The sequence below is a fragment of the Halomonas sp. ND22Bw genome, assembly GCF_003011945.1.
GTDB classification, from domain to species: Bacteria; Pseudomonadota; Gammaproteobacteria; order Pseudomonadales; family Halomonadaceae; genus Halomonas; species Halomonas halophila.
Genome location: NZ_PXWD01000009.1, coordinates 90,304 through 114,219, shown reverse-complemented (window position 1 = coordinate 114,219; position 23,916 = coordinate 90,304). Strand labels below are relative to the sequence as shown.

25 protein-coding genes, 1 tRNA gene and 1 riboswitch are annotated in these 23,916 nt (G+C 69.9%); of the genes, 17 read left to right on the top strand and 9 right to left on the bottom strand.

Annotated elements, in window-relative coordinates:
• Positions 1–26: 26 nt before the first annotated feature.
• From CVH10_RS12685 to CVH10_RS12670, 4 genes are all read right to left on the bottom strand, one after another.
• A complete protein-coding gene (locus CVH10_RS12685) occupies positions 27–827 on the bottom strand; it encodes an AraC family transcriptional regulator (protein ID WP_035595414.1) in 801 nt (266 codons plus the stop codon).
• 62 nt (positions 828–889) lie between these two features.
• A complete protein-coding gene (locus CVH10_RS12680) occupies positions 890–1,261 on the bottom strand; it encodes a hypothetical protein (protein ID WP_035595415.1) in 372 nt (123 codons plus the stop codon).
• Positions 1,262–1,314: 53 nt separating this feature from the next.
• Positions 1,315–1,388, bottom strand: a tRNA-Gly gene (locus CVH10_RS12675).
• A gap of 282 nt (positions 1,389–1,670) precedes the next feature.
• Positions 1,671–2,078 carry a CBS domain-containing protein gene (locus tag CVH10_RS12670; RefSeq protein WP_035595521.1) on the bottom strand — a complete coding sequence of 136 codons (408 nt, stop codon included), beginning with the start codon at positions 2,076–2,078 and terminating at the stop codon, positions 1,671–1,673.
• 251 nt (positions 2,079–2,329) lie between these two features.
• On the opposite strand from CVH10_RS12670, the gene CVH10_RS12665 reads away from it, so the two are divergent.
• The 8 genes from CVH10_RS12665 to CVH10_RS12630 all read left to right on the top strand — a co-directional run bounded on the left by CVH10_RS12665 (position 2,330) and on the right by CVH10_RS12630 (position 9,170).
• Complete coding sequence (locus tag CVH10_RS12665) at positions 2,330–2,884, top strand: YqaE/Pmp3 family membrane protein (RefSeq protein WP_106488879.1); 555 nt, start codon at positions 2,330–2,332, stop codon at positions 2,882–2,884.
• Between the two features lie 68 nt (positions 2,885–2,952).
• On the top strand, positions 2,953–3,822 hold the full coding sequence (locus CVH10_RS12660) for a carboxylate/amino acid/amine transporter (RefSeq protein ID WP_035598778.1): 870 nt from the start codon (positions 2,953–2,955) through the stop codon (positions 3,820–3,822).
• A 65-nt stretch (positions 3,823–3,887) separates the two neighbouring features.
• Positions 3,888–4,799, top strand: a complete 912-nt coding sequence (locus CVH10_RS12655) for an NAD(+) kinase (protein ID WP_106488878.1) — start codon at positions 3,888–3,890, stop codon at positions 4,797–4,799.
• 16 nt (positions 4,800–4,815) lie between these two features.
• Positions 4,816–5,802, top strand: a complete 987-nt coding sequence (locus tag CVH10_RS12650; protein ID WP_035598787.1) for a metallophosphoesterase — start codon at positions 4,816–4,818, stop codon at positions 5,800–5,802.
• Positions 5,803–5,976: 174 nt separating this feature from the next.
• Positions 5,977–6,837, top strand: coding sequence for a rhomboid family intramembrane serine protease (locus CVH10_RS12645; protein ID WP_035598772.1), 861 nt, complete (start codon positions 5,977–5,979; stop codon positions 6,835–6,837).
• A gap of 63 nt (positions 6,838–6,900) precedes the next feature.
• The gene (locus CVH10_RS12640; protein ID WP_035598769.1) at positions 6,901–7,185 is read left to right on the top strand and encodes a YeaC family protein; all 285 of its coding nucleotides are present in this window, start codon (positions 6,901–6,903) and stop codon (positions 7,183–7,185) included.
• Positions 7,186–7,216: 31 nt separating this feature from the next.
• Complete coding sequence (locus CVH10_RS12635) at positions 7,217–8,008, top strand: DUF2797 domain-containing protein (RefSeq protein WP_052052574.1); 792 nt, start codon at positions 7,217–7,219, stop codon at positions 8,006–8,008.
• 70 nt (positions 8,009–8,078) lie between these two features.
• Complete coding sequence (locus CVH10_RS12630; protein ID WP_369335797.1) at positions 8,079–9,170, top strand: zinc-dependent alcohol dehydrogenase family protein; 1,092 nt, start codon at positions 8,079–8,081, stop codon at positions 9,168–9,170.
• Here the strand turns inward: CVH10_RS12630 and CVH10_RS12625 are convergent.
• Both CVH10_RS12625 and CVH10_RS12620 read right to left on the bottom strand, forming a co-directional pair.
• On the bottom strand, positions 9,109–10,599 hold the full coding sequence (locus tag CVH10_RS12625; protein WP_106488877.1) for a CoA-acylating methylmalonate-semialdehyde dehydrogenase: 1,491 nt from the start codon (positions 10,597–10,599) through the stop codon (positions 9,109–9,111). The genes CVH10_RS12630 and CVH10_RS12625 overlap by 62 nt on opposite strands.
• Before the next feature lie 48 nt (positions 10,600–10,647).
• Entirely contained in the window at positions 10,648–11,991 is a 1,344-nt protein-coding gene (locus CVH10_RS12620) for an aspartate aminotransferase family protein (protein ID WP_106488876.1), read from the bottom strand.
• 201 nt (positions 11,992–12,192) lie between these two features.
• Here CVH10_RS12620 and CVH10_RS12615 point away from each other — a divergent pair, with 201 nt between their 5' ends.
• On the top strand, positions 12,193–13,125 hold the full coding sequence (locus CVH10_RS12615; RefSeq protein ID WP_035598761.1) for a LysR family transcriptional regulator: 933 nt from the start codon (positions 12,193–12,195) through the stop codon (positions 13,123–13,125).
• Between the two features lie 21 nt (positions 13,126–13,146).
• Here the strand turns inward: CVH10_RS12615 and CVH10_RS12610 are convergent, their stop codons facing one another.
• From CVH10_RS12610 to CVH10_RS12600, 3 genes are all read right to left on the bottom strand, one after another.
• Entirely contained in the window at positions 13,147–14,217 is a 1,071-nt protein-coding gene (locus CVH10_RS12610; RefSeq protein WP_106488875.1) for a PA0069 family radical SAM protein, read from the bottom strand.
• A 67-nt stretch (positions 14,218–14,284) separates the two neighbouring features.
• A complete protein-coding gene (locus tag CVH10_RS12605; protein WP_106488874.1) occupies positions 14,285–14,716 on the bottom strand; it encodes a hypothetical protein in 432 nt (143 codons plus the stop codon).
• A gap of 10 nt (positions 14,717–14,726) precedes the next feature.
• Positions 14,727–16,052 (bottom strand): sulfite oxidase, encoded by a 1,326-nt coding sequence (locus tag CVH10_RS12600; protein WP_106488873.1) that lies wholly within the window; start codon positions 16,050–16,052, stop codon positions 14,727–14,729.
• A 202-nt stretch (positions 16,053–16,254) separates the two neighbouring features.
• Between CVH10_RS12600 and cobT the strand changes: the two genes are divergently transcribed.
• From cobT to CVH10_RS12560, 8 genes are all read left to right on the top strand, one after another.
• Complete coding sequence (cobT, locus tag CVH10_RS12595; protein ID WP_106488872.1) at positions 16,255–17,340, top strand: nicotinate-nucleotide--dimethylbenzimidazole phosphoribosyltransferase; 1,086 nt, start codon at positions 16,255–16,257, stop codon at positions 17,338–17,340.
• Positions 17,337–18,317, top strand: coding sequence for an adenosylcobinamide-phosphate synthase CbiB (gene cbiB, locus CVH10_RS12590; protein WP_106488871.1), 981 nt, complete (start codon positions 17,337–17,339; stop codon positions 18,315–18,317). The genes cobT and cbiB overlap by 4 nt, the downstream gene beginning before the upstream one ends.
• Positions 18,314–19,444: a threonine-phosphate decarboxylase CobD gene (gene cobD / locus CVH10_RS12585; RefSeq protein WP_106488870.1), complete on the top strand. Its 1,131-nt coding sequence runs from the start codon at positions 18,314–18,316 to the stop codon at positions 19,442–19,444. The genes cbiB and cobD overlap by 4 nt, the downstream gene beginning before the upstream one ends.
• Positions 19,429–19,983: a bifunctional adenosylcobinamide kinase/adenosylcobinamide-phosphate guanylyltransferase gene (locus tag CVH10_RS12580; RefSeq protein WP_106488869.1), complete on the top strand. Its 555-nt coding sequence runs from the start codon at positions 19,429–19,431 to the stop codon at positions 19,981–19,983. The genes cobD and CVH10_RS12580 overlap by 16 nt, the downstream gene beginning before the upstream one ends.
• Positions 19,980–20,738, top strand: a complete 759-nt coding sequence (gene cobS, locus CVH10_RS12575) for an adenosylcobinamide-GDP ribazoletransferase (protein ID WP_106488868.1) — start codon at positions 19,980–19,982, stop codon at positions 20,736–20,738. The genes CVH10_RS12580 and cobS overlap by 4 nt, the downstream gene beginning before the upstream one ends.
• Positions 20,690–21,328, top strand: a complete 639-nt coding sequence (locus CVH10_RS12570; protein ID WP_106488867.1) for a histidine phosphatase family protein — start codon at positions 20,690–20,692, stop codon at positions 21,326–21,328. The genes cobS and CVH10_RS12570 overlap by 49 nt, the downstream gene beginning before the upstream one ends.
• On the top strand, positions 21,280–21,702 hold the full coding sequence (locus tag CVH10_RS12565) for a bifunctional adenosylcobinamide kinase/adenosylcobinamide-phosphate guanylyltransferase (RefSeq protein WP_035592530.1): 423 nt from the start codon (positions 21,280–21,282) through the stop codon (positions 21,700–21,702). Before CVH10_RS12570 ends, CVH10_RS12565 begins: the two co-directional genes overlap by 49 nt.
• Positions 21,703–21,778: 76 nt before the next feature.
• A riboswitch (cobalamin riboswitch) is annotated at positions 21,779–21,980 on the top strand.
• 71 nt (positions 21,981–22,051) lie between these two features.
• Positions 22,052–23,890: a TonB-dependent receptor gene (locus CVH10_RS12560; RefSeq protein WP_106488866.1), complete on the top strand. Its 1,839-nt coding sequence runs from the start codon at positions 22,052–22,054 to the stop codon at positions 23,888–23,890.
• Positions 23,891–23,916 lie beyond the last annotated feature (26 nt).

Below are 23,916 nucleotides of genomic sequence, written 5' to 3'. Positions count from 1 at the left end.
GGTGACAGCTTTTTTACGACCTTGGTCTAAGGCATCGGTGCGTTGCTGGCGAGTCGCCTGGCGCCCGGGCGTCGCAGCTGGCTGGGGGGGTGGCCGTAGTCGCGGCGGAAGGCGCGGGAGAGGGCGCTCTGGTTGGTGAATCCGGTGAGCGCGGCGATCTCGGAGAGCGGCAGATGGCTCTCGTGGATCAGGCGTCGGGCCGTCTCCAGGCGCCGACGCATCACGTAGCGCCACGGCGAGAGGCCGGTCTGGGCGCGGAAGCGTGCCGTGAAGTGGGCTTCGCTGAGGCAGGCCTGGGCCGCCAGGTCGGCGACCCGGAGCTGGCCGCTCAGGTGCTGGTCGATGTAGCGGTCCAGGGCCGAGAGATCCAGGGGGCGCCCCGTCGACGAGGCGTCGCCGGACAGCCGGGCATGCAGCGAGCCGAGCAGGGTGGCGGCCAGGCGGTCCTGCTGCAGGTCGCTCAGGGCGCCTTGACTGGCCAGCAGGCGCAGCTCCTGGAGCACGAACTCGAGATAGCGGGCCAGCGAGGCATCCAGGTCGAAGAAGCGCGGGGCGTCGAACAGCCGGGCCAGTTCATGGTGATGGCCGGTCAGCGACAGCGCGTCCTGCGGCAGGTCGAGGACCAGCTGATGGTTGTCGCCGGTACCGGCGTAGTAGTGCATGTGATTGGCCGGGACGATGCAGCCCGAGAGCGCCGAGATCGAGCCGCCGAGGCCCTCGATCTCGAACTCCGCCTGTCCATTGAGCCCGATCACGATCTGGTGGAAGTCGTGGGCATGATGGTGGATGGCGGTATCGAGAGGAAACTGGCGGATCGCGCTGGTCATCGTCGCCCTCCGGCGCGGCGGTCACGGGATGACGCCCAGTGTACCGAATTCGTCGCCAGGCCTCATTCCCGCTCTTCGCCGTGGCGCAGGGCCGTGCGCGCGGCGAGGTGATCGCGCAGGGCGCTGAGGTCGGCGTGTCCTTCGTCGTCCAGCAGCGGCTTGCCGCGGGCCACCCGGCCATGGCGGCCGTGCTCGTCCATCAGCCGCTGGGCGCGGCGCCGCACGCCCTCCAGATAATCGTCGTGGCGAATCGGATAGCCGACCACCGCGTTCCATTCGGTCTCGCTGACCCGGCTTTCGAGGGCCTGATCGAACAGCTCGAGCAGGTGTTCGGGCTCGGTGCGATAGCGGGGCGTGCGTGCGGTCATCAGAATGGCGACCATGCCGCCGATGATCAGCAGGCAGACGGCCAGTACGGTCAGGAAGAGGGCCATGGCGGGACCTGGCGGTTCGGCTCGCGGGCGCGAGTCAGGATGTGAGAGGCCTGTGGAGCGGGTGAAGGGAATCGAACCCTCGTCTTAAGCTTGGGAAGCTTCTGCTCTACCATTGAGCTACACCCGCGAGGCGATTTCGATACTATCGCCAATGGCTTAACGCTGACAACCCCGGTCGTCAGCGGGCACCGGATAGGGAGCGTGGAATTTTTTCGTCGCCGTCTGAACTTTTCCTGCCAAGACTGTCAGAACAGGTGCAGACAACAGTAGCGATGGCAGTCGCTAGCACTGTTGATCTAGCTTGCGATTCGATCCTTGACCGCCTCATCACCGATGAGGCGGTTTTTTTATGTCCGCAAACGACGACACCCGGCGGCGCCGGGTGTCGGAAGCGAGGAGCGGTGAAGGGTCAGGAGTGGCGCATGCGCAGGATGGCGCTGAGCACGTCGCGCCGGGTCACGATGCCGACCAGGCGACCCTGTTCGGTGACCGGGTAGATCTTGGGCTTGGCGCCCAGCATCTCCTGGGCCAGGTCGGTGATGCTCTTGGACGGGGCCACGGACAGCACCTCGTTGCGCATCAGTTCGCTGACCAGCGGCGGCTCGTCGTCGAGGTAGGCGCTCTCCAGCAGCTTGCCGAGCACGTCCTGCTCGGAGATGAAGCCGATCAGCTGGTCGCGCTCGTCGACCACCGGCGCCCCGGGCAGCCGGTGCAGGGCCAGGCCCTGGGCCAGGGTGGTGGCCGACGTCTTGCCGGTGACCCGATAGCAGTCGCGCGACATGATCTCGCGTACGATGGTGGGAGCCTTGCTGGGCATGGCGGTTCTCCTCGTCCCGGTGGAACCTCGTGCCTGGTGGCCCGGCCCGGGCGCACGTCCCTTGTGATGGTTGCGTGCTGCGCCCGTCGGTCGGCCGGAGACCGCGGCGTGTCTCGCGTTCATCATAGTCGACTCACGGCGCGCCGCCTGCCGACCGCCACCAACGGTTGCTGCCCCGCCGGGAACTGGCCCCTTGAGACACCGTTCCAATGAGGCACAATGCCGCCACCGACGAGTGATGGAGTTTCACCATGGATGCCCGTGAATACCTGGCCCGCAAGGGGCTGGACGGAGAGCGTGACCGCGAGCGCCCCAATACCCTGGAAGAGAAGGCCTGGGAACGCGCCCGTGAATCCGGAGACCATCGTCCCCGGGCGGGCACCCCTCACGACTGGGAGGACTGGGAGCGCTATCACGACGAACTCGCCGAGGGCGCCGACGAGCTGACGCAGAAGATCGATCACGAGGCCCATCGTCAGGCCCTGGAGCATGAGTCGGCGCCCGCGCGGCCGGCGGCCGCCGAGGTCGGACAGTGGACGCCGGAGGCGCCATCCACGGCCTCGAGCGAGCCCGCCCGGCCGGACGCGGAACCGGCCACGCCGCCGGCCGTCGAGTCAGCCCCGACCGGCCGCGCCGAGCCCTTCGCCGCCCTGGTGGCGCTGGCGGTGCTGCTGCCGCCGCTGGCGATGGGGCTGGCCGGCGGCGGCGCGCGCCGCGTGTGGATCGCCCTGGGACTGACGCTGCTGGGCTGGCTACCCGGGGTGGCCTACGTGCTGCATGCCCTGCGGCAGCGCCGCCGGGGCTGAGCCGCTTGGCAGGCGGGATGCCGCCGGTATAATCCTCGACGCCTTGCTTTTCCAAACGGAGTGGAACCTTGGGCTATCTCGTCGGCATCACCGTCCTCTGGGCGTTCTCGTTCTCGCTGATCGGCGTCTACCTGGCCGGTCAGGTAGACAGCTACTTCTCGGTGATGACCCGCATCGTGCTGGCGGCCCTGCTGTTCCTGCCGCTGCTGCGGCCGCGCCTGCTGCGCGGGCGCCAGCGCCTGGCCCTGATGGGGCTCGGCGCCGTGCAGCTCGGCGTGATGTACATCTTCTTCTACCAGTCCTTCCTGCTGCTCTCGGTGCCCGAGGTGCTGCTGTTCACGGTGCTCACGCCGCTCTACATCACCCTGCTCGACGATCTGCTGTTCAAGCGCTTCTCGCCGTTCCACCTGCTGACCGCGGCGATGGCGGTGCTGGGGGCGGCGGTGATCCGCTATCGCGGCCTGGACGGTGACTACTGGCTCGGTTTCCTGGTGGTCCAGGGCGCCAACCTGTGCTTCGCCCTGGGCCAGGTCGGCTATCGAAGGCTCTCGGCGGGCCTGCCCGACGACCTGCCCCGCCTCTCGGTGTTCGGCTGGTTCTACCTCGGCGCCGTGGCCGTGGCCGTGCCGGCCTTCCTGTGGTGGGGCGATGCCTCGGCGCTGCCCGCCACGCCGCTGCAGTGGGGCGTGCTGGCCTGGCTCGGACTGGTGGCCTCGGGCGTGGGCTACTTCCTGTGGAACCTCGGCGCGACCAAGGTCGATGCGGGCGCGCTGGCGGTCATGAACAACGCCCTGGTGCCGGCGGGCCTGCTGGTCAACCTGTTGATCTGGAACCGTGACGCCGACCTGCCTCGCCTGGCGCTGGGCGGGGCCATCATCCTGGCCTCGCTGCTGGTCAACGACTGGTGGCAGCGCCGCCGCGCGCCGCGTGCCGCCTGAGCGGCGGTTTGCCCGGCCGGGAGCCAATCGCCATAATGAGCCGTCGCGAAGCGAAGGACCCGCTCATGCCCGCTGCCAACAACAATGTCGTCAAGCATCAGGCCTTCAGGAATATCGGCCTGATCGGCCGCCTGGGGAGCGCCAAGGTGGTCGAGACCCTCAAGCGGCTCAGCCGCTTCCTCGACGATGCCGGCTACCACGTCATCCTCGAGGATCGCACCGCCACGGTGCTGCTCGGCCACGGCCATCCCGAGGCCAGCCGCCGCCGGCTGGGCGAGCTGTGCGACCTGGTGATCGTGGTCGGCGGCGACGGCAGCCTGCTCGGCGCCGCCCGCACCCTGTGTCACAGCGGCACCCTGGTGCTGGGCGTCAACCGCGGCCGGCTGGGCTTTCTCACCGATATCTCGCCCGACGAACTCGAGGAGCGCGTCGGCGAGGTACTGGCCGGCCAGTACGAGCTCGAGGAACGCTTCCTGCTCGACGCCGAGCTCTACCGCGACGGCGAGCGGGTCGGCGACGGCGATGCCCTGAACGAGGTGGTGCTGCATCCCGGCAAGGCGGTGCGCATGATCGAGTTCGAGCTGTTCATCGACGACCAGTTCGTGCACAGCCAGCGCAGCGATGGCCTGATCATTGCCACGCCGACCGGTTCCACGGCCTATGCGCTGTCCGGCGGCGGGCCAATCATGCATCCGCGGCTGGACGTCATCACCCTGGTGCCGATGTTCCCGCATACCCTGTCGAGTCGTCCGATCGCCATCGACGCCGCCAGCGAGATCCGCATTCACATCGGCGAGACCAATCAGACCTATCCGCACATCAGCTGCGATGGCCAGACGCGTGCGGTGGCCAAACCCGACGACGTGCTGGTGATCCGTCGCAAACCGGAGCGCGTGCAGCTCGTCCACCCCGTGGGGCACAATTTCTACGAGGTCCTGCGCAGCAAGCTGGGCTGGAGCAACCGCCTGGGAGACTGAGGTGAGCAGAGCGCCCCTGGAAGGCTACGACCTGATCGGCGACGTGCACGGCTGCGGCGCGACGCTGGCGGCCCTGCTCGAACGCCTCGGCTATCATCAGCGTGGCGGCGTCTATCGCCATCCGCGACGCAAGGTGATCTTCCTCGGCGACCTCATCGATCGCGGGCCCCGCATCCGCCTCGCCGTCACCATCGCGCGGCGCATGGTGGAGGAGGGCGAGGCGCTGATCGTGATGGGCAACCACGAGATCAACGCCCTGGCCTATCACCATCGTGCGCCCGCCGAGCTGGGCCGGGAGTGGCTGCGCGAGCACACCCCGCGCCACAACCGTATCGTCCGCGAGACCCTGGAACAGTATCGCGACCATCCCCAGGAGTGGGACGAGACGCTGGCCTGGTTCCTCGACATTCCGCTGTTCCTGGAACGCGACGGCCTGCGGGTGGTGCACGCCTGCTGGGATCAGTCACGAATCGACGAGCTGCGCGCCTCGCGCCCGGACGGTCGCATCGATCTCGATTTCCTGACCGCCGCCGTGCGTCACGGCACCCGCGAGTTCGAGATCCTCGACCGGCTCACCCGCGGCAGCCACATCACGCTGCCCGAGGGCGTGCAGATCCAGTCCGGCGACGGTTTCACCCGACGCAGCTTCCGCGCCCACTTCTGGGCGCATCGGCCCCGGACCTGGGGCGACGTGGTGTTCCAGCCCGACAATCTGCCGGGCGACCTGGAGCTGCGACCGCTCAGCGCGGCCGAGGCGGAACGGCTGACGTACTACGGCCCCGACGAGCCGCCGCTGTTCATCGGCCACTACTGGTGCGAGGGCATTCCGGCCCTGCCGGCGCCCAACATTGCCTGCCTGGACTACAGCGCGGTGAAGTTCGGCCGATTGGTGGCCTATCGCTGGAACGGCGAGGCGCGCCTCGATGCCGACCGCTTCGTGTGGGTCCGCGTGCCCCGGGAAGAGCAGGCCCGGCCGCAGCCCTGGGAAATCGATTTCGACTGATACAAAACGTTACCTAACTACCGCTCAATGTTGCGAACTTGCCGCATGCGGGGCCGTCAGAGTAAGTGTTCCCTTGAACGATCCCTTGCTCTTGTCCGGCGGCCCCTTCCGCCGGACTTTTTCTTTGCGTGTCCGGCCGGCGCGGTTCGCCCCCGATTCCCCCGAGGAGACGCCATGCATCGGGTGATGCTGCTGCCCCGTGACACCGATACCCGCGAGCTGCGAAAGGCCCTCTGGGCCGAGCGCATCGGTCACTTCTTCACCGACGAGGAGGAAGGGCAGGTGCTGTGGCTGGTCGATCCCCGGCAGCAGGAGGCCATGCAGCGTCTGGTGATGCGCTGGCAGCGGGGTGAGCCACTGATGCCCGAAGGCGGCAGGGCGCGTCGCCTGCATGGCGCCGCTGGCAGAGCGGCCTGGTTGGCGCCGTTCCGCCAGGCGCCGGTGACCGCGGCCGCCATGGCGCTGTGCCTGGCGGTGTTCGCGGTGATGAGCGTGCTCGGCGATCTGGTGACCGCCGCCCTGACCATCGTGCCGGTGGGCGTGGCGGGGGGCCAGCTGGTCTTCGGCGACCTGGGCGAAACGTTGGCCTCCGGGCAGGTATGGCGCCTGCTGTCGCCGGCTTTCCTGCATTTCGGCTGGATGCATCTGGTCTTCAACATGCTGTGGCTCTGGTACTTCGGCCGCCAGGTCGAAGCCTTCCATGGCCGCGGGCGCATGCTGACGCTGCTGCTGGCCGCGGGCATCGGCGGCAACCTGGCCCAGTATGCCACCGGCACGGTGCTGTTCGGCGGCATGTCGGGCGTCGACTTCGCACTGCTCGGTTACGTCTGGCTGATGTCGCGCCGGCGCCCCGGCGACGGCTTCTTCGTGCCCCAGATGCTGGTGGTGTTCATGCTCGGCTGGATGGTCTTCACCATGACCGACGTGGCCGAGCTGTTCGGCTTCGGCAACGTGGCCAACGAGGCGCACCTGGGCGGGCTGGTCGTGGGTTTGGTGATCGGCTGGTATCATTCCCGCCACGTCCAGCGACACTGACCACCGGCTCCGCATGCCGGCGACCCGTCGCGTCCCGACCCGTTTCTTCCGAGAGAGTCCGCCATGAGCGATATGACCTTCGAGCGCATGATCCAGCAGATGACGCCGGCCATCTACGAGAGCCTCAAGCAGTCGGTGGCCCTGCGCAAGTGGCCGGACGGCCGCTTCCTGACGGCCGAGCAGACCGAGCTTTGCCTCGAGGCGGTGATGCGTTACGAGGCCGAGAACAACGTGCCCGCCGAGGAGCGCGTCGGCTATCTGGAGCGTCGTACCTGCGGCGCCGACAGCAGCGGCGCCGGCGTGTCTCCGGAGCAGGCCGGCCTCGGCCGGGACGTCGGCCGTGACTGATGCCATCGCCCTGACGGGCTGTCTGACCAAGATGGCCGTCGAGCCGGGCGCCCCGGCGCGCTACACGCTGCGCGCCGGCGACGAGCGCCTCGACCTCAATGCCCGGCTGGGTCAGCCGCTGCGGCTGACCTGGACCGGCGCCATCGCCTGCACCCACTGCGGGCGGGCGACGAAGAAGAGCTTCGGCCAGGGCCACTGCTATCCCTGCTTCAAGAAGCTCGCCCAGTGCGACAGCTGCATCATGAAGCCCGAGCAGTGCCACTACTTCCAGGGCACCTGCCGCGAACCGGCGTGGGGCGAGACCCACTGCTTCCGGCCCCACGTGGTCTACCTGGCCAACGCCTCCGGGCTCAAGGTCGGTATCACCCGGGACACCCAGGTGCCGACCCGCTGGCTCGACCAGGGCGCCGTCCAGGCGCTGCCGATCCTCGAGGTCGATACCCGTCAGCAGTCCGGTTTCGTCGAGGTGCTGTTCAAGGACGAGGTCTCGGATCGCACCAACTGGCGTGCGATGCTCAAGGGCGAGGCCACGGAGCTAGATCTGCCCGGCGAGCGCGACCGCCTGCTCGAACGCCTCGCGCCGGGGCTGCTCGAGCTGCGCGAGCGCTTCGGCCATGACGCCATCCGCGAGGTCGATGCCGCGCCCTACGCTTTCGAGTACCCGGTGCTCGAGCATCCCACCAAGGTGGTCTCCCACAACTTCGACAAGCAGCCCGAGGTGGCCGGCACTCTGCTCGGCATCAAGGGCCAGTACCTGATCCTCGACAGCGGCGTGATCAACCTGCGCAAGTTTACGGGCTACGAGGTCACCGTCGAGGCCTAGGCACCGCCAGGCCCGAGTGAGATGTGTGGCTGCGCTATGCTCGGGAGGTGATCCGCACGAGGAGCCTCCCATGAGCGAGATGCGCGCCATGCGCCTGCACGCCGCCCATCAGCCGCTGCGCCTCGAACGCGTGCCGATTCCCGAGCCCGGCCCCGGCGAGGTGCGGGTCCGGGTGCTGGCCTGCGGGGTGTGCCGCACCGACCTGCATGTGGTCGATGGTGAGCTCGCTGAGCCCCGCCTGCCGCTGGTGCCCGGCCACGAGATCGTCGGCGAGGTGGATGCGCTGGGGGAGGGCGTCGCTGGGCCCGAGACAGGGCTCGAGACAGGGCTTGAAAGAGGCCAGCGGGTCGGCGTGCCCTGGCTGGGGAAGACCTGCGGCGAGTGCGAGTCCTGCCGGGCCGGGCGCGAGAACCTCTGCGAGCGCGCCGAGTTCACCGGCTACACCCGCGACGGCGGCTACGCCGAGTACTGCGTGGCCGACGCCCGCTACTGTTTCGCGCTCGACGTCGACGATGCCCAGGCCGCCGCGCCGCTGCTGTGCGCGGGACTGATCGGCTATCGCACCTGGCGGCTGGCCGGCGGCGACGTACCTCGGCGGCTGGGCCTCTACGGCTTCGGCGCCGCGGCGCACATCCTCGCCCAGCTGGCGCGCTCCCGCGGCCAGACCCTCTACGCCTTCACCCGCCCCGGCGACACCGAGGCCCAGGCCTTCGCCCGTCGGCTCGGTGCCGCCTGGGCGGGCGGCAGCGACCAGGCCCCGCCCGAGCCGCTGGACGCCGCCCTGCTGTTCGCCCCGGTGGGCGAGCTGGTGCCGATCGCGCTGTCCCACGTGCGCCCCGGCGGCACCGTGGTCTCCGGGGGCATCCACATGTCCGACATCCCGTCCTTTCCCTACCGGCTGCTGTGGCAGGAACGCAGTCTCAAGTCGGTGGCCAACCTCACTCGCCGCGACGGCGAGGAATTCCTCGCACTCGCCCCGAAGGTGCCGATCCGCACCGAGACCGTTGCCTACCCGCTGGAGGACGCCAATCGCGCCCTCGACGACCTGCGCGCCGGCAGGCTCTCCGGCGCCGCTGTGTTGGCGATGCGTGCAGAGTGGATCAGGAGGGGAAGGAGAACTGCGCCCCTTCACGAACGCCGGTCGACGGCCAGCGCTGGGTGACGGTCTTGCGCCTGGTGTAGAAGCGCACGGCATCCGGGCCGTAGGCGCTGAGATCGCCGAACAGCGAGCGCTTCCAGCCGCCGAAACTGTGGTAGGACACCGGCACCGGCAGCGGCACGTTGATGCCGACCATGCCGACCTGGATGCGGTCGCTGAAGTAGCGGGCCGCCTCGCCGTCACGGGTGTAGATGCAGGTGCCGTTGCCGTATTCGTGGTCGTCGATCAGCCGCATGGCCTCTTCCATGGAGCCGGCGCGGACCACCAGCAGCACCGGGCCGAAGATCTCCTCGAGGTAGCAGGTCATGTCGGGGGTCACGCGGTCGATCAGGGTGCCGCCGACGAAGAAGCCGTTCTCGTGCCCCGGTACCTGCACGCCGCGGCCGTCGACGACGATCTCGGCACCCTGCTGCTGGGCGCTCTCGATGTAGCCGCAGACCTTCTCCTGGTGGGCCCGGGTGATCACTGGGCCGAAGTCGTTGCCGGCGTCATGGAAGGGGCCGACCTTCAGGGTCTTCATCTGCGCCTGCATCTTGTCGATCAGCGCGTCGGCGGCCTCGTCGCCGACGGCCACGGCCACCGACAGCGCCATGCAGCGTTCGCCGGAGGAGCCGAAGGCGGCGCCGGTCAGCGAGCTGACCACGTTGTCCATGTCGGCGTCGGGCATCACGATGGCGTGGTTCTTGGCCCCGCCCAGCGCCTGGCAGCGCTTGCCGTTGGCGCTGGCGCGGGCGTAGATGGCCTCGGCGATCGGGGTGGAGCCGACGAAGCTCACGGCCTGGACGCGGCTGTCGTCGAGCAGGGTGTCGACGGCTTCCTTGTCGCCGTTGACCACGTTGAGCACCCCGGGCGGCAATCCGGCTTCCAGGGCCAGCTCGGCGATGTAGAGGGTCGAGCTAGGGTCACGCTCGGAGGGTTTGAGGACGAAGGTGTTGCCGCAGGCGATGGCCGCCGGATACATCCACAGCGGCACCATGGCCGGGAAGTTGAACGGCGTGATGCCGGCGACCACGCCCAGGGGCTGGAACTCGCTCCAGGAGTCGATGCCGGGGCCGGTGTTCTTGCTGTACTCGCCCTTGAGCAGCTCCGGGGCGCCGCAGGCGTACTCGATGTTCTCGATGCCGCGCTGCAGTTCGCCCCGGGCGTCGTGGACGATCTTGCCGTGTTCCTGGCCGATCAGGCGGCAGATTTCGTCGGCGTGCTGCTCGAGCAGCGCCTTGAAGCGATACATGATGCGCGCCCGCTTGGCGGGCGGGGTGTCGCGCCAGGCCGGGAAGGCGTCCTGGGCGGCGGCAATGGCCTGTTCGACGGTGGCCTTGCCGGCCAGGGCGACCTGGCCGCCGACCTCGCCGGTGGAAGGGTCGTAGACGTCCTGGGTGCGCGTCGCGTCGTCGACGCGCGCGCCGTTGATCAGATGGCCAACCGTGCTCATGGAGATTCCTCTCAAAATGTCTTGTGGTGAAAAGTCGTGGTGGCGATGTCAGTCGAGTTCGTTGATGGCGTCGCCAAGGACATTGATCAGCCGGTCGATCTCTTCCCGCTCGACGGAGAACGGCAGGCCGAGCTGGATGGTGTCGCCGCCGTAGCGGACATAGACGCCCTTCTCCCAGCACTTCATGGCGATCTGGTAGGGGCGCAGGGCCGGCTCGCCCGGCGACGGTGCGATCTGCAGGGCGCCGGCCAGCCCGTAGTTGCGGATATCGCTGATGTAGCGCGTCCCCTGCAGGCCGTGCAGGCTGGCTTCGAAGACCGGTGCCATCTCGCGCACGCGATCGATCAGACGATCCTGCTCGAGCACGTCCAGGGCCGCGAGGGCCGCGGCACAGGCCACCGGGTGGCCGGAATAGGTGTAGCCGTGGGGTAGTTCGAGCATGTAGTCGGGGCCGCCCTGTTCCATGAAGGTGCGGTAGATCTCGCGCTGCACGATCACCCCGCCCATCGGCACCGCGCCGTTGGTCAGCTGCTTGGCGACGTTCATGATGTCCGGCACCACGCCGAAGGCCTCGGCGCCCGTCATCGCGCCCATGCGGCCGAAGCCCGTGATCACCTCGTCGAAGATCAGCAGGATGTCGTGGGCGTCGCAGATCTCGCGCAGCCGCTGGAGATAGCCCACCGGTGGTGGAATCACCCCGGCGGAGCCGGCCATGGGCTCGACGATCACCGCGGCGATGTTGGAGGCATCGTGCAGCGCGATCAGTTCCAGCAGATCGTCGGCCCGCTCGGTGCCGCGCTCGGGCATGCCACGGGTGAAGGCGTTCTCCGGCAGCAGGGTGTGGGGCAGATGATCGGCATCCACGCCCTGGCCGAACAGGCTGCGGTTGGCGCCGATGCCGCCCAGGCTGAAGCCGCCGAAGTTGACCCCATGATAGCCCTTGGCGCGGCCGATCAGCTTGGTCTTGGTCGGCTGGCCCTTCTTGCGCCAGTAGGCGCGGGCGATCTTCAGCGAGGTGTCGGCACTCTCGGAACCGGAACCGGTGAAGAACACGTGGTCGAGCCCGTCGGGCGTCAGCTCTCGCAGGCGATGCGCCAGCTCGAAGGCCTTGGGATGGCCGTATTGAAAGGCTGGGGCATAGTCGAGCTCGGCGAGCTGGCGCGATACCGCCTCGGTGATCTCCGGGCGGCAGTGGCCGGCGCCGCAGGTCCAGAGGCCGGAGAGGCCATCGAAGATCTGACGTCCCTCGGCATCGGTGAAGTAGTGGCCCTTGGCGCCGGTGATGATGCGCGGATCGCGCTTGAACTGGCGATTGCCGGTGTAGGGCATCCAGTAGGCATCCAGCTGTTCCGGGCTCAGGCCCGCACCGCGTGACGGGTCTCGATCCGACATGGGCTCCCTCTCTTGTTGATCTGTGACGGGCTGGTCTGTTCTGGGTGTGGCTGTTCGGATGGAACGCTCTGATGTCGACGTTAGGCCGTGCTATCGATCAGTTAAACCTATGACGTCTTACCTTCATGAAAGCATCTGGTTAACTTTGTGGTCGGGCGGCGCTATGCTCGATGTCTCCGCCATGAACACGGGAATACCGCCATGTCGCAGCACAAGCCGGCCTTCACGGGGCAGCCCAGCGATGCCGATCTTCGCCTGCTGCGGATCTATCGCAAGGTCGTGGAGTGCGGCGGCTTTTCCGCCGCCGAGGTGGAGCTGAACATCAGCCGCGCGGCGATCAGCATGGCGATGAACGATCTCGAGACGCGGCTCGGGCTGCGCCTGTGCCAGCGGGGGCGAAGCGGCTTCGCCCTGACCGACGAGGGCAGCGAGGTCTATGAGGCCACCCTGCAGCTGCAGGCGGCGGTGGAAGGATTTCGCACCCGGGTCAATGGCCTGCATGCCCGGCTCAAGGGCGAGCTCAACATCGGCATCACCGACAACCTGGTGACCATGCCCGAGATGCATATCACCCACGCGCTCAGCGCCCTCAAGGCGCGCGGCGACGAGGTGCGCATCAATATCCGCATGATCCCGCCCAACGACATCGAGCTGGCAGTGCTGGACGGTCGCCTGCATACCGGCGTGGTGCCGGCCTTGAAGACCCTGCCGGGGCTCGAGTATCGCTCGCTCTACGAGGAGGTCTCACGGCTTTACTGCGCCGAGGGCCATCCGCTGTTCGATGTCGCCGACGTGACGGAGCACCAGCTGGCGGAGTGCGATGCGGTGCTGCCCGCCTATGCCCAGGCGCCGGAGATCAAGGCGCTCCATGAATCCCTGCGCGCCTCGGCTTCGGCCACCGACCGGGAGGGGATCGCCTTCCTGATCCTCTCCGGCCGCTATGTCGGCTATCTGCCGACTCACTATGCCGAGCGCTGGGTGCGTGACGGCCGGATGCGAGCCCTGAACCCGGCGAGCCGTCAGTACCTGACCCGCTACAGCGCCATCACCCGCAAGGGCTCGCCGCCCAACCTGGTGCTGGAGAGCTATCTGGAGGAGTTGAATCGTCAGATCGAAGGCGAGGGGCGGGCCTAGTCAACAAGGCGATGGGCGGGCCTAGTCGAACAGGTCGCCCTGGCGGCGCGGCGGTCGGAAGGCATCGGTATCCAGCGCCGGCAGGCCGGGGAAATCGAGCCGGCGATAGGCCTTGCGAAAGCGCTGATCGAGCAGGTCGGCGAACACGCCCTGGCCGCGCATGCGATGGCCGAAGCGGGCGTCGTAGTCCTCGCCGCCGCGGCACTGGCGGATCAGGCTCATCACCTTGGCGGCGCGGTCGGGGTAGTGCTGTGCCAGCCAGTCCTCGAACAGCGGCGCCACTTCCCTGGGCAGGCGCAGCAGCATCCAGCGCGCCTCCATGGCGCCGGCGTTCCTTGCGGCGTCCAGCAGTCGCTCCAGTTCGTGATCGGTCAGCCCGGGAATCACCGGCGAGACCAGCACGCCCGTCGGCACCCCGGCGTCGGTAAGCCGCTCGATCATCTTCAGGCGCGTCGCCGGGGCGGCGGTGCGGGGCTCCAGGGTGCGCTTCAGGTCGGCGTCCAGGCTGGTCAGGCTGATAAGCACGCGCACCAGCCGCCGCTCGGCCAGTTCCGCGAGCAGGTCGCGGTCGCGCAGCACCAGCGCGCCCTTGGTCACCAGGGTGACGGGATGGCGGCAGGCGAGCAGGAAGGCCAGCAGTCGGCGGGTGGTGCCGCGCTCGGCCTCCAGTGGCTGGTAGGCGTCGGTGTTGCCGGCCAGATTGATCGGGCGGCATTCGTAGCCGGGGCGGGCCAGCTCTTCCTCGAGCCGCTCGACCAGGCCGTGGCGAGCGATCAGCCGGGTCTCGAAGTCGAGCCCGGGAGAGAGGTCCCAGTAGGCGTGGCTGGGGCGGGCGTAGCAGTAGATGCAGCCGTGCTCGCAGCCGCGGTAGGGATTCAGCGAGCGGTCGAAGGGCAGGTCCGGCGAGCGGTTCCAGGCCAGCGCGCTGCGGGCCTGCTCCTCGGTGACCCGGGTGGCCAGCCGCTCGGGCACGGCCTCCTGCCACCAGCCGTCGTCGACCGCCTCCACCCGCGTGGGGGCGAAGCGGTTGTCGGGATCGAAGGTGGCGCCGCGGCCCTTGCGGGCCACGGCATCCGAGGGTGACGTCGCCATGCCGGCTTCCTTTTTCTGTCTATATATACAGTATAGCGGCGATGGCGACGTCGTTCAGCCCGCTGTCCTAGCCGGAAGCCGAACCGCTCTCCGCCGGGCTTGAGTAGGGATTGTCCGGCATCAGCTGGCGCGGCAGCGGCGCGCGTCGGGCGTCTTCCTTGGGGCCGTAGTGCTCGGCCAGATAGTCGAGGATGGTGGCCTCCATCTCGGGCTGGAATGGCCACAGTCCCTGGGTGTCCTGCATCCAGCGGATCAGGTGCTCCCAGTGGTTGCGCGAGCCACTGTTCTGGGTGATCAGCCTGGCGGAGTGGCACACCGTGCAGTTCGCCTTGACCACCTGCCAGCCCTCGGCCTGGACCAGGCCGCTGTCCGGATCGGTGGCCGGTGCGTCGTCCTGGGCCCAAGCCCCTTGAAAAGTGCCTCCCTGAAAGGAGACCCCGATGGACAGCAGCAGCGCCGCGGCCAGCGCCGGATGCCGCCGGGAGTTCGTGCGTGTCATGGCATCCCCCCTAGGCCACCTGGACGGCGATGCGGTGGCAGGCGTTGTTGAGATAGCCCTTGGGATTCCAGCCCGGCACGACCATGGGTTGCGCGCGTCCCTGGCTGTCGGTGGCCTTGGCCCAGACCTCATAGTAGCCGGGCTCGGGGAAGTCCAGGGCGCTGGTCCAGCGCTGCCAGGCCAGGCGGTTGGGCGCGGCGCTGAGCTCGGCCGGCTGCCAGGTGGCGCCGAAGTCGATCGAGACGTGGACCGCCTCGACCGCCAGGTCGCCGGCCCAGGCGTGGCCGCGCACCGTCAGCGGCTCGCCCAGCGCGTGGGTGATGCCGGACTTCGGAAAGGTCACCAGCGACTTCACCGGCATCGACTGGATGGTCTCGAAGTCCTCCAGCGGCACGTCGGTGCCGGGCGCGACCGGGTGCTTGGGCACGCTGTAGGAGGGCGCCCCCATCTTGGTGCCGTCGTGCTTGCGGTTGCGGATCACGATGCGGTCCAGCCACTTGCCCGACACCGAGCCGGGCCAGCCGCCGCATACCAGGCGCAGCGGATGCCCGTTCAGGTAGGGGATGTCGGCATCGTTCATCGCCCAGGCGATCAGCGACTCGTCCTCCAGCGCCTTCTCCATCGGCACCCCGCGGGAGATGGGATCGCGATTCGGATCGCCGCTGGCATGGGCGTCGGCGCCGTAGTAGCCGACATAGACGGCGTCGTCGGCGATGCCGCAGGCCTCCAGCACGTCGCGCAGCCGCACGCCGGTGAAGCGCGGGCAGGCCACCGCGCCGGTGGTCCACTGGTTGCCGCTGGCCGCGGGCACATATTCGCTGCGGCCGTTGCCGCCGCACTCCACCTGCAGCTGGTAGGTGTGATGCGCGAAGCGCTCCTTGAGCTCGGCGATGGAGAAGGTCGTGGGCGTCACGCAGGCTTCCCCGGCGACCTCCAGCCGCCAGGCGGCGACGTCGATGGCGTCCATCGCCGGCGGAATGCCATTGTTGCGCACGAACATGCGCTCGGCGGGGGTGACGTCGTCGTCGAGCAGGTGGGCCGGCGTCTCGGCGTTGATCGGCCGATCGTTGAGCACCGTCAGTCCCTCCTTGCCCTGCAGCGTGAAGGGCTCGTCGCTTTGGGCCAGGGCGGCGGGAATCAGCCCGCCGGGCATGCGATCGGCGAAGGGGATCTGGGCGCCCACCGCCGCGGCCATCGCCAGCAGGCTGGAGCGCTTGAGAAAACCGCGTCGGGTGACGGGATCGACGTCGCGATCCCAGAGCAGCCGGTCGGCCCGTTGCGGGTCTTCGGCGTAGAGCTCATGGAGGCCGCGAGTGGGGGGAAGCTTCCTGGTCATGGCGCTGACTCCTGAAGCGTCCGGCGGGCGGCGCAGGCGTCGTCGGCCGGGCGGATGTCGTGAGCTGTTGTTAGGAAAGCGCGTGATGAGAGCGAGTCGGGCACGCTCGGCGTCACGGTCTGGCCTTGATCAGCTTAGGCCCGCGGAGTCAGCTCTGCCTCTGGTAGAATGCCCGCCTCGACAAGGACGCCCGGAGCCCGCCGTGAACGACCTCCTGCCCCAGATCGCCCCGCCCGATGCCGCCTGTGCCGCGCGTGTCGCGCGCTATCTCGACACCCTGACCAAGCCACCGGGCAGCCTGGGGCGTCTCGAGACGCTGGCGGTGAGCCTGGCCGCGATCACCGGCGAGGACTTCCCGCGCGTCGGCCCGCCCGCGGTGGTGGTGTTCGCCGCCGACCACGGCGTGGCGGCGGAGGGCGTCTCGGCCTTTCCCCAGGCGGTGACGGCCCAGATGGTGGCCAACTTCGTCGCCGGCGGCGCGGCCATCAACGCCTTCGCCCGCCGCATCGATGCCCGGCTGGAGGTGGTCGACGTGGGCGTGGCCAATGCGCTGCCCGCCGAGGGCGTCGTCCATGAACGCATCCGCCCCGGCACCGGCAACCTGGCCCGCGAGGACGCCATGAGCCGCGACGAGGCGCTGGCCGCCATCGCCGCCGGCCGCCGCGCCGCCGTGCGGGCCGCGGTGGCCGGCGGGCGCTGCCTGATCGCCGGCGAGATGGGCATCGCCAACACCACCGCCAGCAGCGCCATGCTGGCGGCGCTGACCGGGGCGCCCGTCGCCGAGCTGGTCGGCCCCGGCACCGGCGTGGCCGGCGAGGCGCTGGCCCACAAGCGAGCGGTGATCGAGGCCGCGCTTTCCGCCCGCGCGGCCGATCCCGCCGATCCGCTGGACGTGCTGGCGAAGCTCGGCGGGCTCGAGATCGCCGCCATGGTCGGGGCCTACCTGGAAGCGGCGGCGAGGCGCCTGCCGATCCTCGTCGACGGCTTCATCGCCACCGTGGCCGCGCTGACCGCCTGCCGGCTCGATCCGGCGCTGCGCCCCTACCTGGTCTTCGGCCATCGCTCCCACGAGCCTGGCCACGCCCATGCCCTGGCGGCGCTCGACGCCGAGCCGCTGCTGGCCATGGAGCTGCGCCTGGGTGAGGGCAGCGGCGCGGCCCTGGCCTTCCCGCTGCTCGAGGCAGCCACGGCGATGCTCGCCGAGATGGCCACCTTCGACGGCGCCGGCGTCGATGACCGCAGCGAGCACAACGATCGTGAAGAAAAAAGCGAGAGGCCTCGAGCATGACGCTGGATCCGCTGTCCTGGGAACTGCTGGTGCTGGTCGGTGCGGCGTTGGCCATCGACCTCGCGCTGGGTGACCCGGCCTGGCTGCCGCATCCGGTGGTGGGCATCGGGCGGGCGATCGCCAGGCTCGAGCGGGCCTGGAACCACGGCCCCGCCGAGGCCCGCCGTCGGCGCGGCGTATGGTTGGCGGCGGCGGTGGTCGGCGGCACCTGGGCGCTGGCCTGGGGCCTGCTGACGGCGCTGGCCTGGCTGTCGCCGGCGCTGTCGCTGGCCGCCGAACTCATCCTGCTGGCCACCGCCTTCGCCACCCGCGGGCTCGCCCAGGCGGCCCGGGCGGTGGCCGAGCCCCTCAGGCAGGGCGACCTGCCGGCGGCCCGCCGCGCGCTGGGGGGGATCGTCGGCCGCGACACCGAGGCGCTGGACGAGTCTGGCCTGGCCCGTGGCGCGGTAGAGACCGTGGCCGAGAACACCGTGGACGGCATCACCGCCCCGCTGTGCTGGGCGCTGATCGGCGGCGCGCCCCTGGCGCTGGCCTACAAGGCGATCAACACGCTGGATTCCATGGTCGGCTATCGCAGTCCACGCTACGAGGACTTCGGTCGCGCCTCGGCGCGCCTGGACGACGCCGTCAACTGGGTGCCGGCGCGGCTCACGGTCCTGGCCATGTGGCTGGCCGCGCGGCTCGTCGTCGGCGGCCGCACCCAGGGGGCCATGGCCGCCACCCGCCGCGAGGCGCCGCGTCACCCCAGCCCCAATGCCGGCTGGCCGGAGGCCATGGTGGCGCATCTGCTGGGCGTGCAGCTCGGCGGGCTCAACCACTACGACGGCCGCCCCTCGCATCGCGCCGTCCTCGGCCGCGCGCTGGAGCCGCTGAAGGTTTCCCATATCGAGCGGGCCATCCGCCATATGCACGGCGGCTGGATCGGCGTGCTGGCGCTGCTGGCGCCGCTGGTGCTGCTGCGGGAGTGGCTGGCATGACGGCACACGCAGGACCGGATGCGAACAGCACACCGGGCTGGCCCGCCCACGGCGGGCGCATCGCGCCGCTGCTGGCGCGCCATGGCCTGCCGGCCGACCACCTGGTGATCGATTTCAGCGCCAACCTCAACCCTCTTGGACCGCCGCCCTGGCTCGGCGGTTGGCTGAGCGATTGGATGAGTGAGCCGCCGGGCGATGCCGCGTCGCTGGCCCGCTATCCGGACCCGGACGACGACCGGGCGCGCCGGGCCATCGCCGATCACGACGGCGTGGCGCCGGCGCGGGTACTGGTCACCAACGGCGGCATCGAGGCGATCCATCTCGCCGCCGCGCGGCATGCCGGCGGCCGGGCGCTGGTGATCGAGCCGACCTTCTGCGAGTACGCCCTGGCCTGCGGTCGGCACGGCCTCGAGGTCGAGCGGCTGGGCCTGTCGATGCCCGAGTTCCGGCTCGACCTCGACGCCGCCGAGGCCGCCCTGGCCGGCGTCGAGATCGCCTTCCTGTGCCGGCCCAACAACCCCAGCGGCACCCTGGTGCCCCGCGCCGACGTCGAGCGCCTGCTGGCCAAGGCCGACCAGACCGGTACCACCCTGGTGGTGGACGAGGCCTTCGTCGACTTCACCGAGCACGAAGAACGGCTGACGCCGCTGCTCGAGCGTTCACCGAACCTGCTGCTGCTGCGCTCGCTGACCAAGCTGTTCGACGTGCCGGGGCTCCGGCTCGGCTACCTGCTCGGCGCCCCCGAGGCCGTCGCGCGGCTGGCCGCGCTGCAGATGCCGTGGAGCGTCAACGCCCTGGCTCTGGGGCTGGCGGCGCCAATGCTCGCCGACCGTGACTATCTGGCCCGTACCCGGGCCTGGCTCGCCGCCGAGCGCGACCTTCCCGAGCGCGTGCGCGCGCTGGGCTACACGGTGCCCCGGACCCACGCCAACTTCCTGCTGCTGCGCGGCGGGAGCGACGCCGAGGACGCGGGGGCGCTGTTCGCCTTCCTGCTCGAGCGCGGGCTGCTGGCTCGCCACACTCACGGTTTCCCCGGCCTCGACGGCGCCTGGCTGCGCCTGGCGCTGCGCGGCGGCGACGACAATGCCCGGTTGCTCGAGGCGCTGGCAGCATGGCGGCGCCCATGATCGCCTTCGTCTCCGGCGGGGCCCGCTCCGGCAAGAGCGGCGTGGCCGAGGCGCTGGTCGACGAGTGGCAGTCGGCCCGCGGCGGCGCGCGCTTCTATCTCGCCACTGCCACCGCTCGGGCCGGCGACGACGAGATGGCCGCCCGCATCGCTCGCCACCGTCGCGAGCGCGGGGACGGCTGGCTGACCCTGGAGCCGCCGCTGGCCTTCGCCGAGGCGCTCGCCGCGATGCCCCCGGGCAGCACGGTGCTGCTCGACTGCCTGACCCTGTGGGCCAGCCGGGTGATGTTCGAGGCCGGGTTCTCGCAGGCCGAGGGCCGGGCGATGCTGGCGGCCGGGCTCGACGAGGCCCGCCGCCGCGACTTCGCCCTGGTGGTGGTCTCCAACGACCTCAACGAGGAACTGCTGCCCCGGGATGCCCTGGTGTGGCGCTATCTGGCCTTCCTGCAGGCCCTGCATCGCGATCTGGCCGCGGCCTCGAATCGCGTGATCGAGGTGGTGGCGGGCCGCGCCATCGACTGGAAAGGAGGCGATTCATGAAGGACGCGGGCTTCGGCGTGCTGCTGGCCATCCAGTTCCTGACCCGGCTGCCGGTGACGCTGTCCTGCCCCTGGACGCCGGCCACCCGGCGCTGGGCGGCGCGGGCCTATCCGCTGGTGGGTGCGCTGGTGGGGGCGATCGTGGCCGCCGCCGGCACGCTGCTCGAGGGCCTGCTGCCTCTGCCGCTGCTGACGCTTTTGCTGCTCAGCCTGTGGGTGGCGCTGACCGGCGGGCTGCACCTCGACGGCCTGATGGACCTGGCCGACGCGCTCGGCAGCAACGCTCCGCTCGATAAGCGCTGGGCGGTCATGAAGGACCCGCAGGTCGGCAGCTTCGGCATGCTGGCGCTGGTCTTCCAGCTGGCCTGGAAGGCGGCACTGCTGTGGGCGCTGCTGGCCGCCGGGGCGAGCCCCTGGTGGCTGGTGCCGGTGGTGGCGCTGGGCCGGCTGGCCGCGGTCGGCCTGCTGGTGAGCCAGCCCGCCGCCCGCGCCGAGGGCCTGGCCCACGCCTGGCAGCAGAGTCTCGGTCGGCGCGACCTGGTGCTGGCCGCGCTGCCGGCGCTGGCGTGTCTGGTTTTCGTGCCCGGGCTGGGCTGGCTGCTGGTCGGCCTGGCGGGCTTCGTCATCATCTACGGCCGGGCGGTGCGCCGGGCCTTCGGCGGCATCAACGGCGACATCGTCGGCGCCGCCATCGAGGGAGGAGAACTATGGCTGCTGCTGATCGCCTGGAGCTGGTGGTCGTTCGTCATGGCCTGACCAGTTGGAACCGTGAGCGCCGCTACCAGGGCCATCGCGACATTCCGCTGCTGCTGCCGGACGCCGAGGCGGACCTGGATCGGCTGCGCGAGGCGCTGGCCGACGTCGCCTTCGACGCCGTGCACTGCAGCGACCTGACCCGCTGCCGCCAGACCCTGGCCCACGTGCTGGAAGGTCGGGAAAGCGGCGCACCACGCCTCGATGCCCGGCTACGCGAGCTGGCCTTCGGCGACTACGAGGGGCGGACCTGGGCCGAGCTCAAGGACGATCCCGACTATCGTGCCTGGGTCGACAGCCAGGGGCGGCTGGCCACGCCCGGCGGCGAGTCCGCCGACGATCTGTGGGCGCGGCTTTCGGCCTGGCTCGAGGAGGTGATGGCCGAGGCGCGGAAGGTGGGCCATCGCCGCGTGCTGGCGGTCAGCCATGGCGGCGCCATCCGCGAGCTGCGCCGGCGTCTGGAAGACGCGGACTTCTGGGATGGCGTGGTCGGCCAGGCCCAGGGGCGGCGTTTCACGTTCACATTCGAGGAGGACGGCTGGTCATGCAGCTCTTCATCGGCGGTGCCTGCGCCGGCAAGCGCGATCTCGTAGCGGCGCGCTTCCCCGACGCCGGCTGGTCCCGGATCGACGAGCTGGGACTCGACGGCCGCGAACATGACCTGCGCCCGGGCGCGGTACGAGTAATGACCGGCTGGACGCGCTGGCTGGAAAGCGCGCTGGCCACGGAGCCCGACGACGACCGGCTGCGCGCGCGGCTGGTCGCGGCGCTCGACGCGCTGAGAGACGCCGAGCGCGAGGCGAGGGGAGAGATCGTGCTGATCCTGCCCGAGATGGGCCGCGGCATCGTGCCCATGGACGCGGCGGACCGACGCCTGCGCGACCTGGCCGGCTGGCTGGCCCAGGACGCCGCCGCCCGCGCCGAATCGGTCTGGTATGTGCGCCATGGCCTCGCGCGCCGGCTGTGAAGGCCCATGCCGCGTTGACGCCCCGGTAGGCGATTGCTAGCTTACGCCGCACTCTCGGGTGACCCGCCAGTCTGCCCTGTCGGCAGGCGCAACAGGCCCCGACAAGAAGGGCGAGGGTAAACGGGAAGTCGGTGATCCATTCCGACGCTGCCCCCGCAACGGTGATCGAGTCACGCACCGCCATATGCCACTGTGCCACGCACGGGAAGGCGGCGGTGTGGAGGCGCACAGGCGCTTGCTCGTCAGCCCGGAGACCGGCCCGAGAGCCAGCGCCGCAATGGGCGAGACAGCCCGCGGCGGGATAACAACCGATACGCCGTGCGGGTGAGCACGGTGAGCAAGGACTCCCATGAACAAGCCCTATCCTTCCCGCGGCCTGGCCTTTGCCCTGGCCGCGCTGCCGCTGGCCGTCCAGGCGCAGGGTCATGCTTCCGCCGCCGATGACGCCGCCGCCGAGACCCTCAATCCGCTGGTGGTGACCGCCGCCCTGTCGCCGCGCACCGCCGACGAGAGCCTGGCCTCGGTCACCGTGATCGACGAGGACCAGCTGCGCCGTCAGGACCCGACGGACATCACCGATGTGCTGCGCGCCCGGCCCGGCGTCGACGTGACCTCCAGCGGCGGCTTCGGCAAGACCACCAGCGTCTACCTGCGCGGCACCGGCAGCCAGTCCACGCCGCTGATGATCGACGGCATCCGGCTACGCTCCGCGACGCTCGGTAGCCCGGCCTGGCAGTTCCTCGAGCCGCGCATGTTCGAGCGCGTCGAGATCGTGCGCGGCCCCCGCGGCAGCCTCTACGGCGCCGACGCCGTGGGCGGCGTGGTACAGCTGTTCACCCCTGAGGGCGAGGGCGAGCCGGCCCCGCGCATCACGCTCGGCGGCGGCAGCTTCGATACCCGCCGCGCCAGTGCCTCGCTGTCCGGCAGCGAGGGTGGCACCCGCTACTATGTGTCCGCCAGCCGACTGGAGAGCGACGGCTACGAGATCGTCGACGGCGAGGGCGACAAGGGCTACGACAACACCACCGGCCTGATGCGGCTCTCGCACACCTTCGCCGGCGGCGCCGAGCTGGGCGTGCTGGCACTGCGGGCGCGCGGCAATACCGAGTTCGACAGCTTCGGGTCGCCCAGCGACACCGATTACGTCCAGCAGGTGGCCGGCGTCTACGGCGAGCTGCCGATCACCGAGTATTGGTCCACCCGCCTGACGCTCAGCGAGGCGCGTGACGAAGAAGACAATCACTACACCACCAGCTCGAGTACGTTCGAGACGCAGACGCGGACGGCCCGCTGGGAAAACACCCTGACATTCGGCTCGCACGAGCTAGTCGCCGGCACCGAGTATTCCCGCGATGACGTCGACTCCACCACCACCTTCGACGAGGACAGCCGCGACAACACGGCCGTCTTCACCCAGGCGCTGATGGATTTCTCGCCGCTGACCGTCCAGGCCTCGCTGCGCCACGACGACAACGAGGCCTACGGTGAGGAGACGACCGGCAGCCTGGCGCTGGGTGTCGCCCTCGACGATATCCATACCCTGCGGGCCAGCTACGGCACCGCCTTCCGCGCGCCGACCTTCAACGACCTCTACTATCCGTTCGATGGCTTCTTCGTGGGCAATCCGGATCTCGATGCGGAGACCTCGGAGAGCTTTGAGCTGGGCATTCGGGGGCAGTTGGGCCGCGGCTTCTGGGACCTGGCGGTCTACCAGAGCGATATCGACGACCTGATCACCAATATCGACAGCGACGGCGATGGCTTCGTCGATACCACGGACAACGTCGACCGGGCCCGGATTCGCGGCGTGGAAGTCGCCACCGGCGCCGACGTTGAGGACTGGACGCTGCGCGCCGCCCTGACCTACGTCGACCCCGAGAACCGCGAGACCGGCAAGCGCCTGCAGCATCGTGCCTCGCGCAGCCTGCGCTTCGACGCCGACCGCGCGCTGGGCGACTGGACGCTGGGCGGCTCGGTGATCGCCCAGGACCATCGCTATGCGGATGAGGCCAACGAACAGCGCCTCGGCGGCTTCGCTACTCTCGACTTGCGCGCCGGCTGGGACTTCGCCCCGGGCTGGTCGACGCGCCTGACGCTGGAGAACCTGCTCGACAAGCAGTACCAGACGGTCGGTGGCTACAACAGCCCTGGCCGCGCGGCCTTTGTCAGCGTGAGCTTCGGCGGCTGATGCCGATCCGGCGACACCCGGCGCGG

Excerpts from the sequence above, each read along its gene's own strand:
- CVH10_RS12685 (WP_035595414.1), bottom strand. The coding sequence starts at position 827 with ATGACCAGCGCGATCCGCCAGTTTCCTCTCGATACCGCCATCCACCAT.
- CVH10_RS12680 (WP_035595415.1), bottom strand. The coding sequence starts at position 1,261 with ATGGCCCTCTTCCTGACCGTACTGGCCGTCTGCCTGCTGATCATCGGC.
- CVH10_RS12670 (WP_035595521.1), bottom strand. The coding sequence starts at position 2,078 with ATGCCCAGCAAGGCTCCCACCATCGTACGCGAGATCATGTCGCGCGAC.
- CVH10_RS12665 (WP_106488879.1), top strand. The coding sequence starts at position 2,330 with ATGGATGCCCGTGAATACCTGGCCCGCAAGGGGCTGGACGGAGAGCGT.
- CVH10_RS12655 (WP_106488878.1), top strand. The coding sequence starts at position 3,888 with ATGCCCGCTGCCAACAACAATGTCGTCAAGCATCAGGCCTTCAGGAAT.
- CVH10_RS12645 (WP_035598772.1), top strand. The coding sequence starts at position 5,977 with ATGCATCGGGTGATGCTGCTGCCCCGTGACACCGATACCCGCGAGCTG.
- CVH10_RS12640 (WP_035598769.1), top strand. The coding sequence starts at position 6,901 with ATGAGCGATATGACCTTCGAGCGCATGATCCAGCAGATGACGCCGGCC.
- CVH10_RS12635 (WP_052052574.1), top strand. The coding sequence starts at position 7,217 with ATGGCCGTCGAGCCGGGCGCCCCGGCGCGCTACACGCTGCGCGCCGGC.
- CVH10_RS12630 (WP_369335797.1), top strand. The coding sequence starts at position 8,079 with ATGAGCGAGATGCGCGCCATGCGCCTGCACGCCGCCCATCAGCCGCTG.
- CVH10_RS12625 (WP_106488877.1), bottom strand. The coding sequence starts at position 10,599 with ATGAGCACGGTTGGCCATCTGATCAACGGCGCGCGCGTCGACGACGCG.
- CVH10_RS12620 (WP_106488876.1), bottom strand. The coding sequence starts at position 11,991 with ATGTCGGATCGAGACCCGTCACGCGGTGCGGGCCTGAGCCCGGAACAG.
- CVH10_RS12615 (WP_035598761.1), top strand. The coding sequence starts at position 12,193 with ATGTCGCAGCACAAGCCGGCCTTCACGGGGCAGCCCAGCGATGCCGAT.
- CVH10_RS12610 (WP_106488875.1), bottom strand. The coding sequence starts at position 14,217 with ATGGCGACGTCACCCTCGGATGCCGTGGCCCGCAAGGGCCGCGGCGCC.
- CVH10_RS12605 (WP_106488874.1), bottom strand. The coding sequence starts at position 14,716 with ATGACACGCACGAACTCCCGGCGGCATCCGGCGCTGGCCGCGGCGCTG.
- CVH10_RS12600 (WP_106488873.1), bottom strand. The coding sequence starts at position 16,052 with ATGACCAGGAAGCTTCCCCCCACTCGCGGCCTCCATGAGCTCTACGCC.
- cbiB (WP_106488871.1), top strand. The coding sequence starts at position 17,337 with ATGACGCTGGATCCGCTGTCCTGGGAACTGCTGGTGCTGGTCGGTGCG.
- cobD (WP_106488870.1), top strand. The coding sequence starts at position 18,314 with ATGACGGCACACGCAGGACCGGATGCGAACAGCACACCGGGCTGGCCC.
- CVH10_RS12580 (WP_106488869.1), top strand. The coding sequence starts at position 19,429 with ATGGCGGCGCCCATGATCGCCTTCGTCTCCGGCGGGGCCCGCTCCGGC.
- cobS (WP_106488868.1), top strand. The coding sequence starts at position 19,980 with ATGAAGGACGCGGGCTTCGGCGTGCTGCTGGCCATCCAGTTCCTGACC.
- CVH10_RS12570 (WP_106488867.1), top strand. The coding sequence starts at position 20,690 with ATGGCTGCTGCTGATCGCCTGGAGCTGGTGGTCGTTCGTCATGGCCTG.
- CVH10_RS12565 (WP_035592530.1), top strand. The coding sequence starts at position 21,280 with ATGCAGCTCTTCATCGGCGGTGCCTGCGCCGGCAAGCGCGATCTCGTA.
- CVH10_RS12560 (WP_106488866.1), top strand. The coding sequence starts at position 22,052 with ATGAACAAGCCCTATCCTTCCCGCGGCCTGGCCTTTGCCCTGGCCGCG.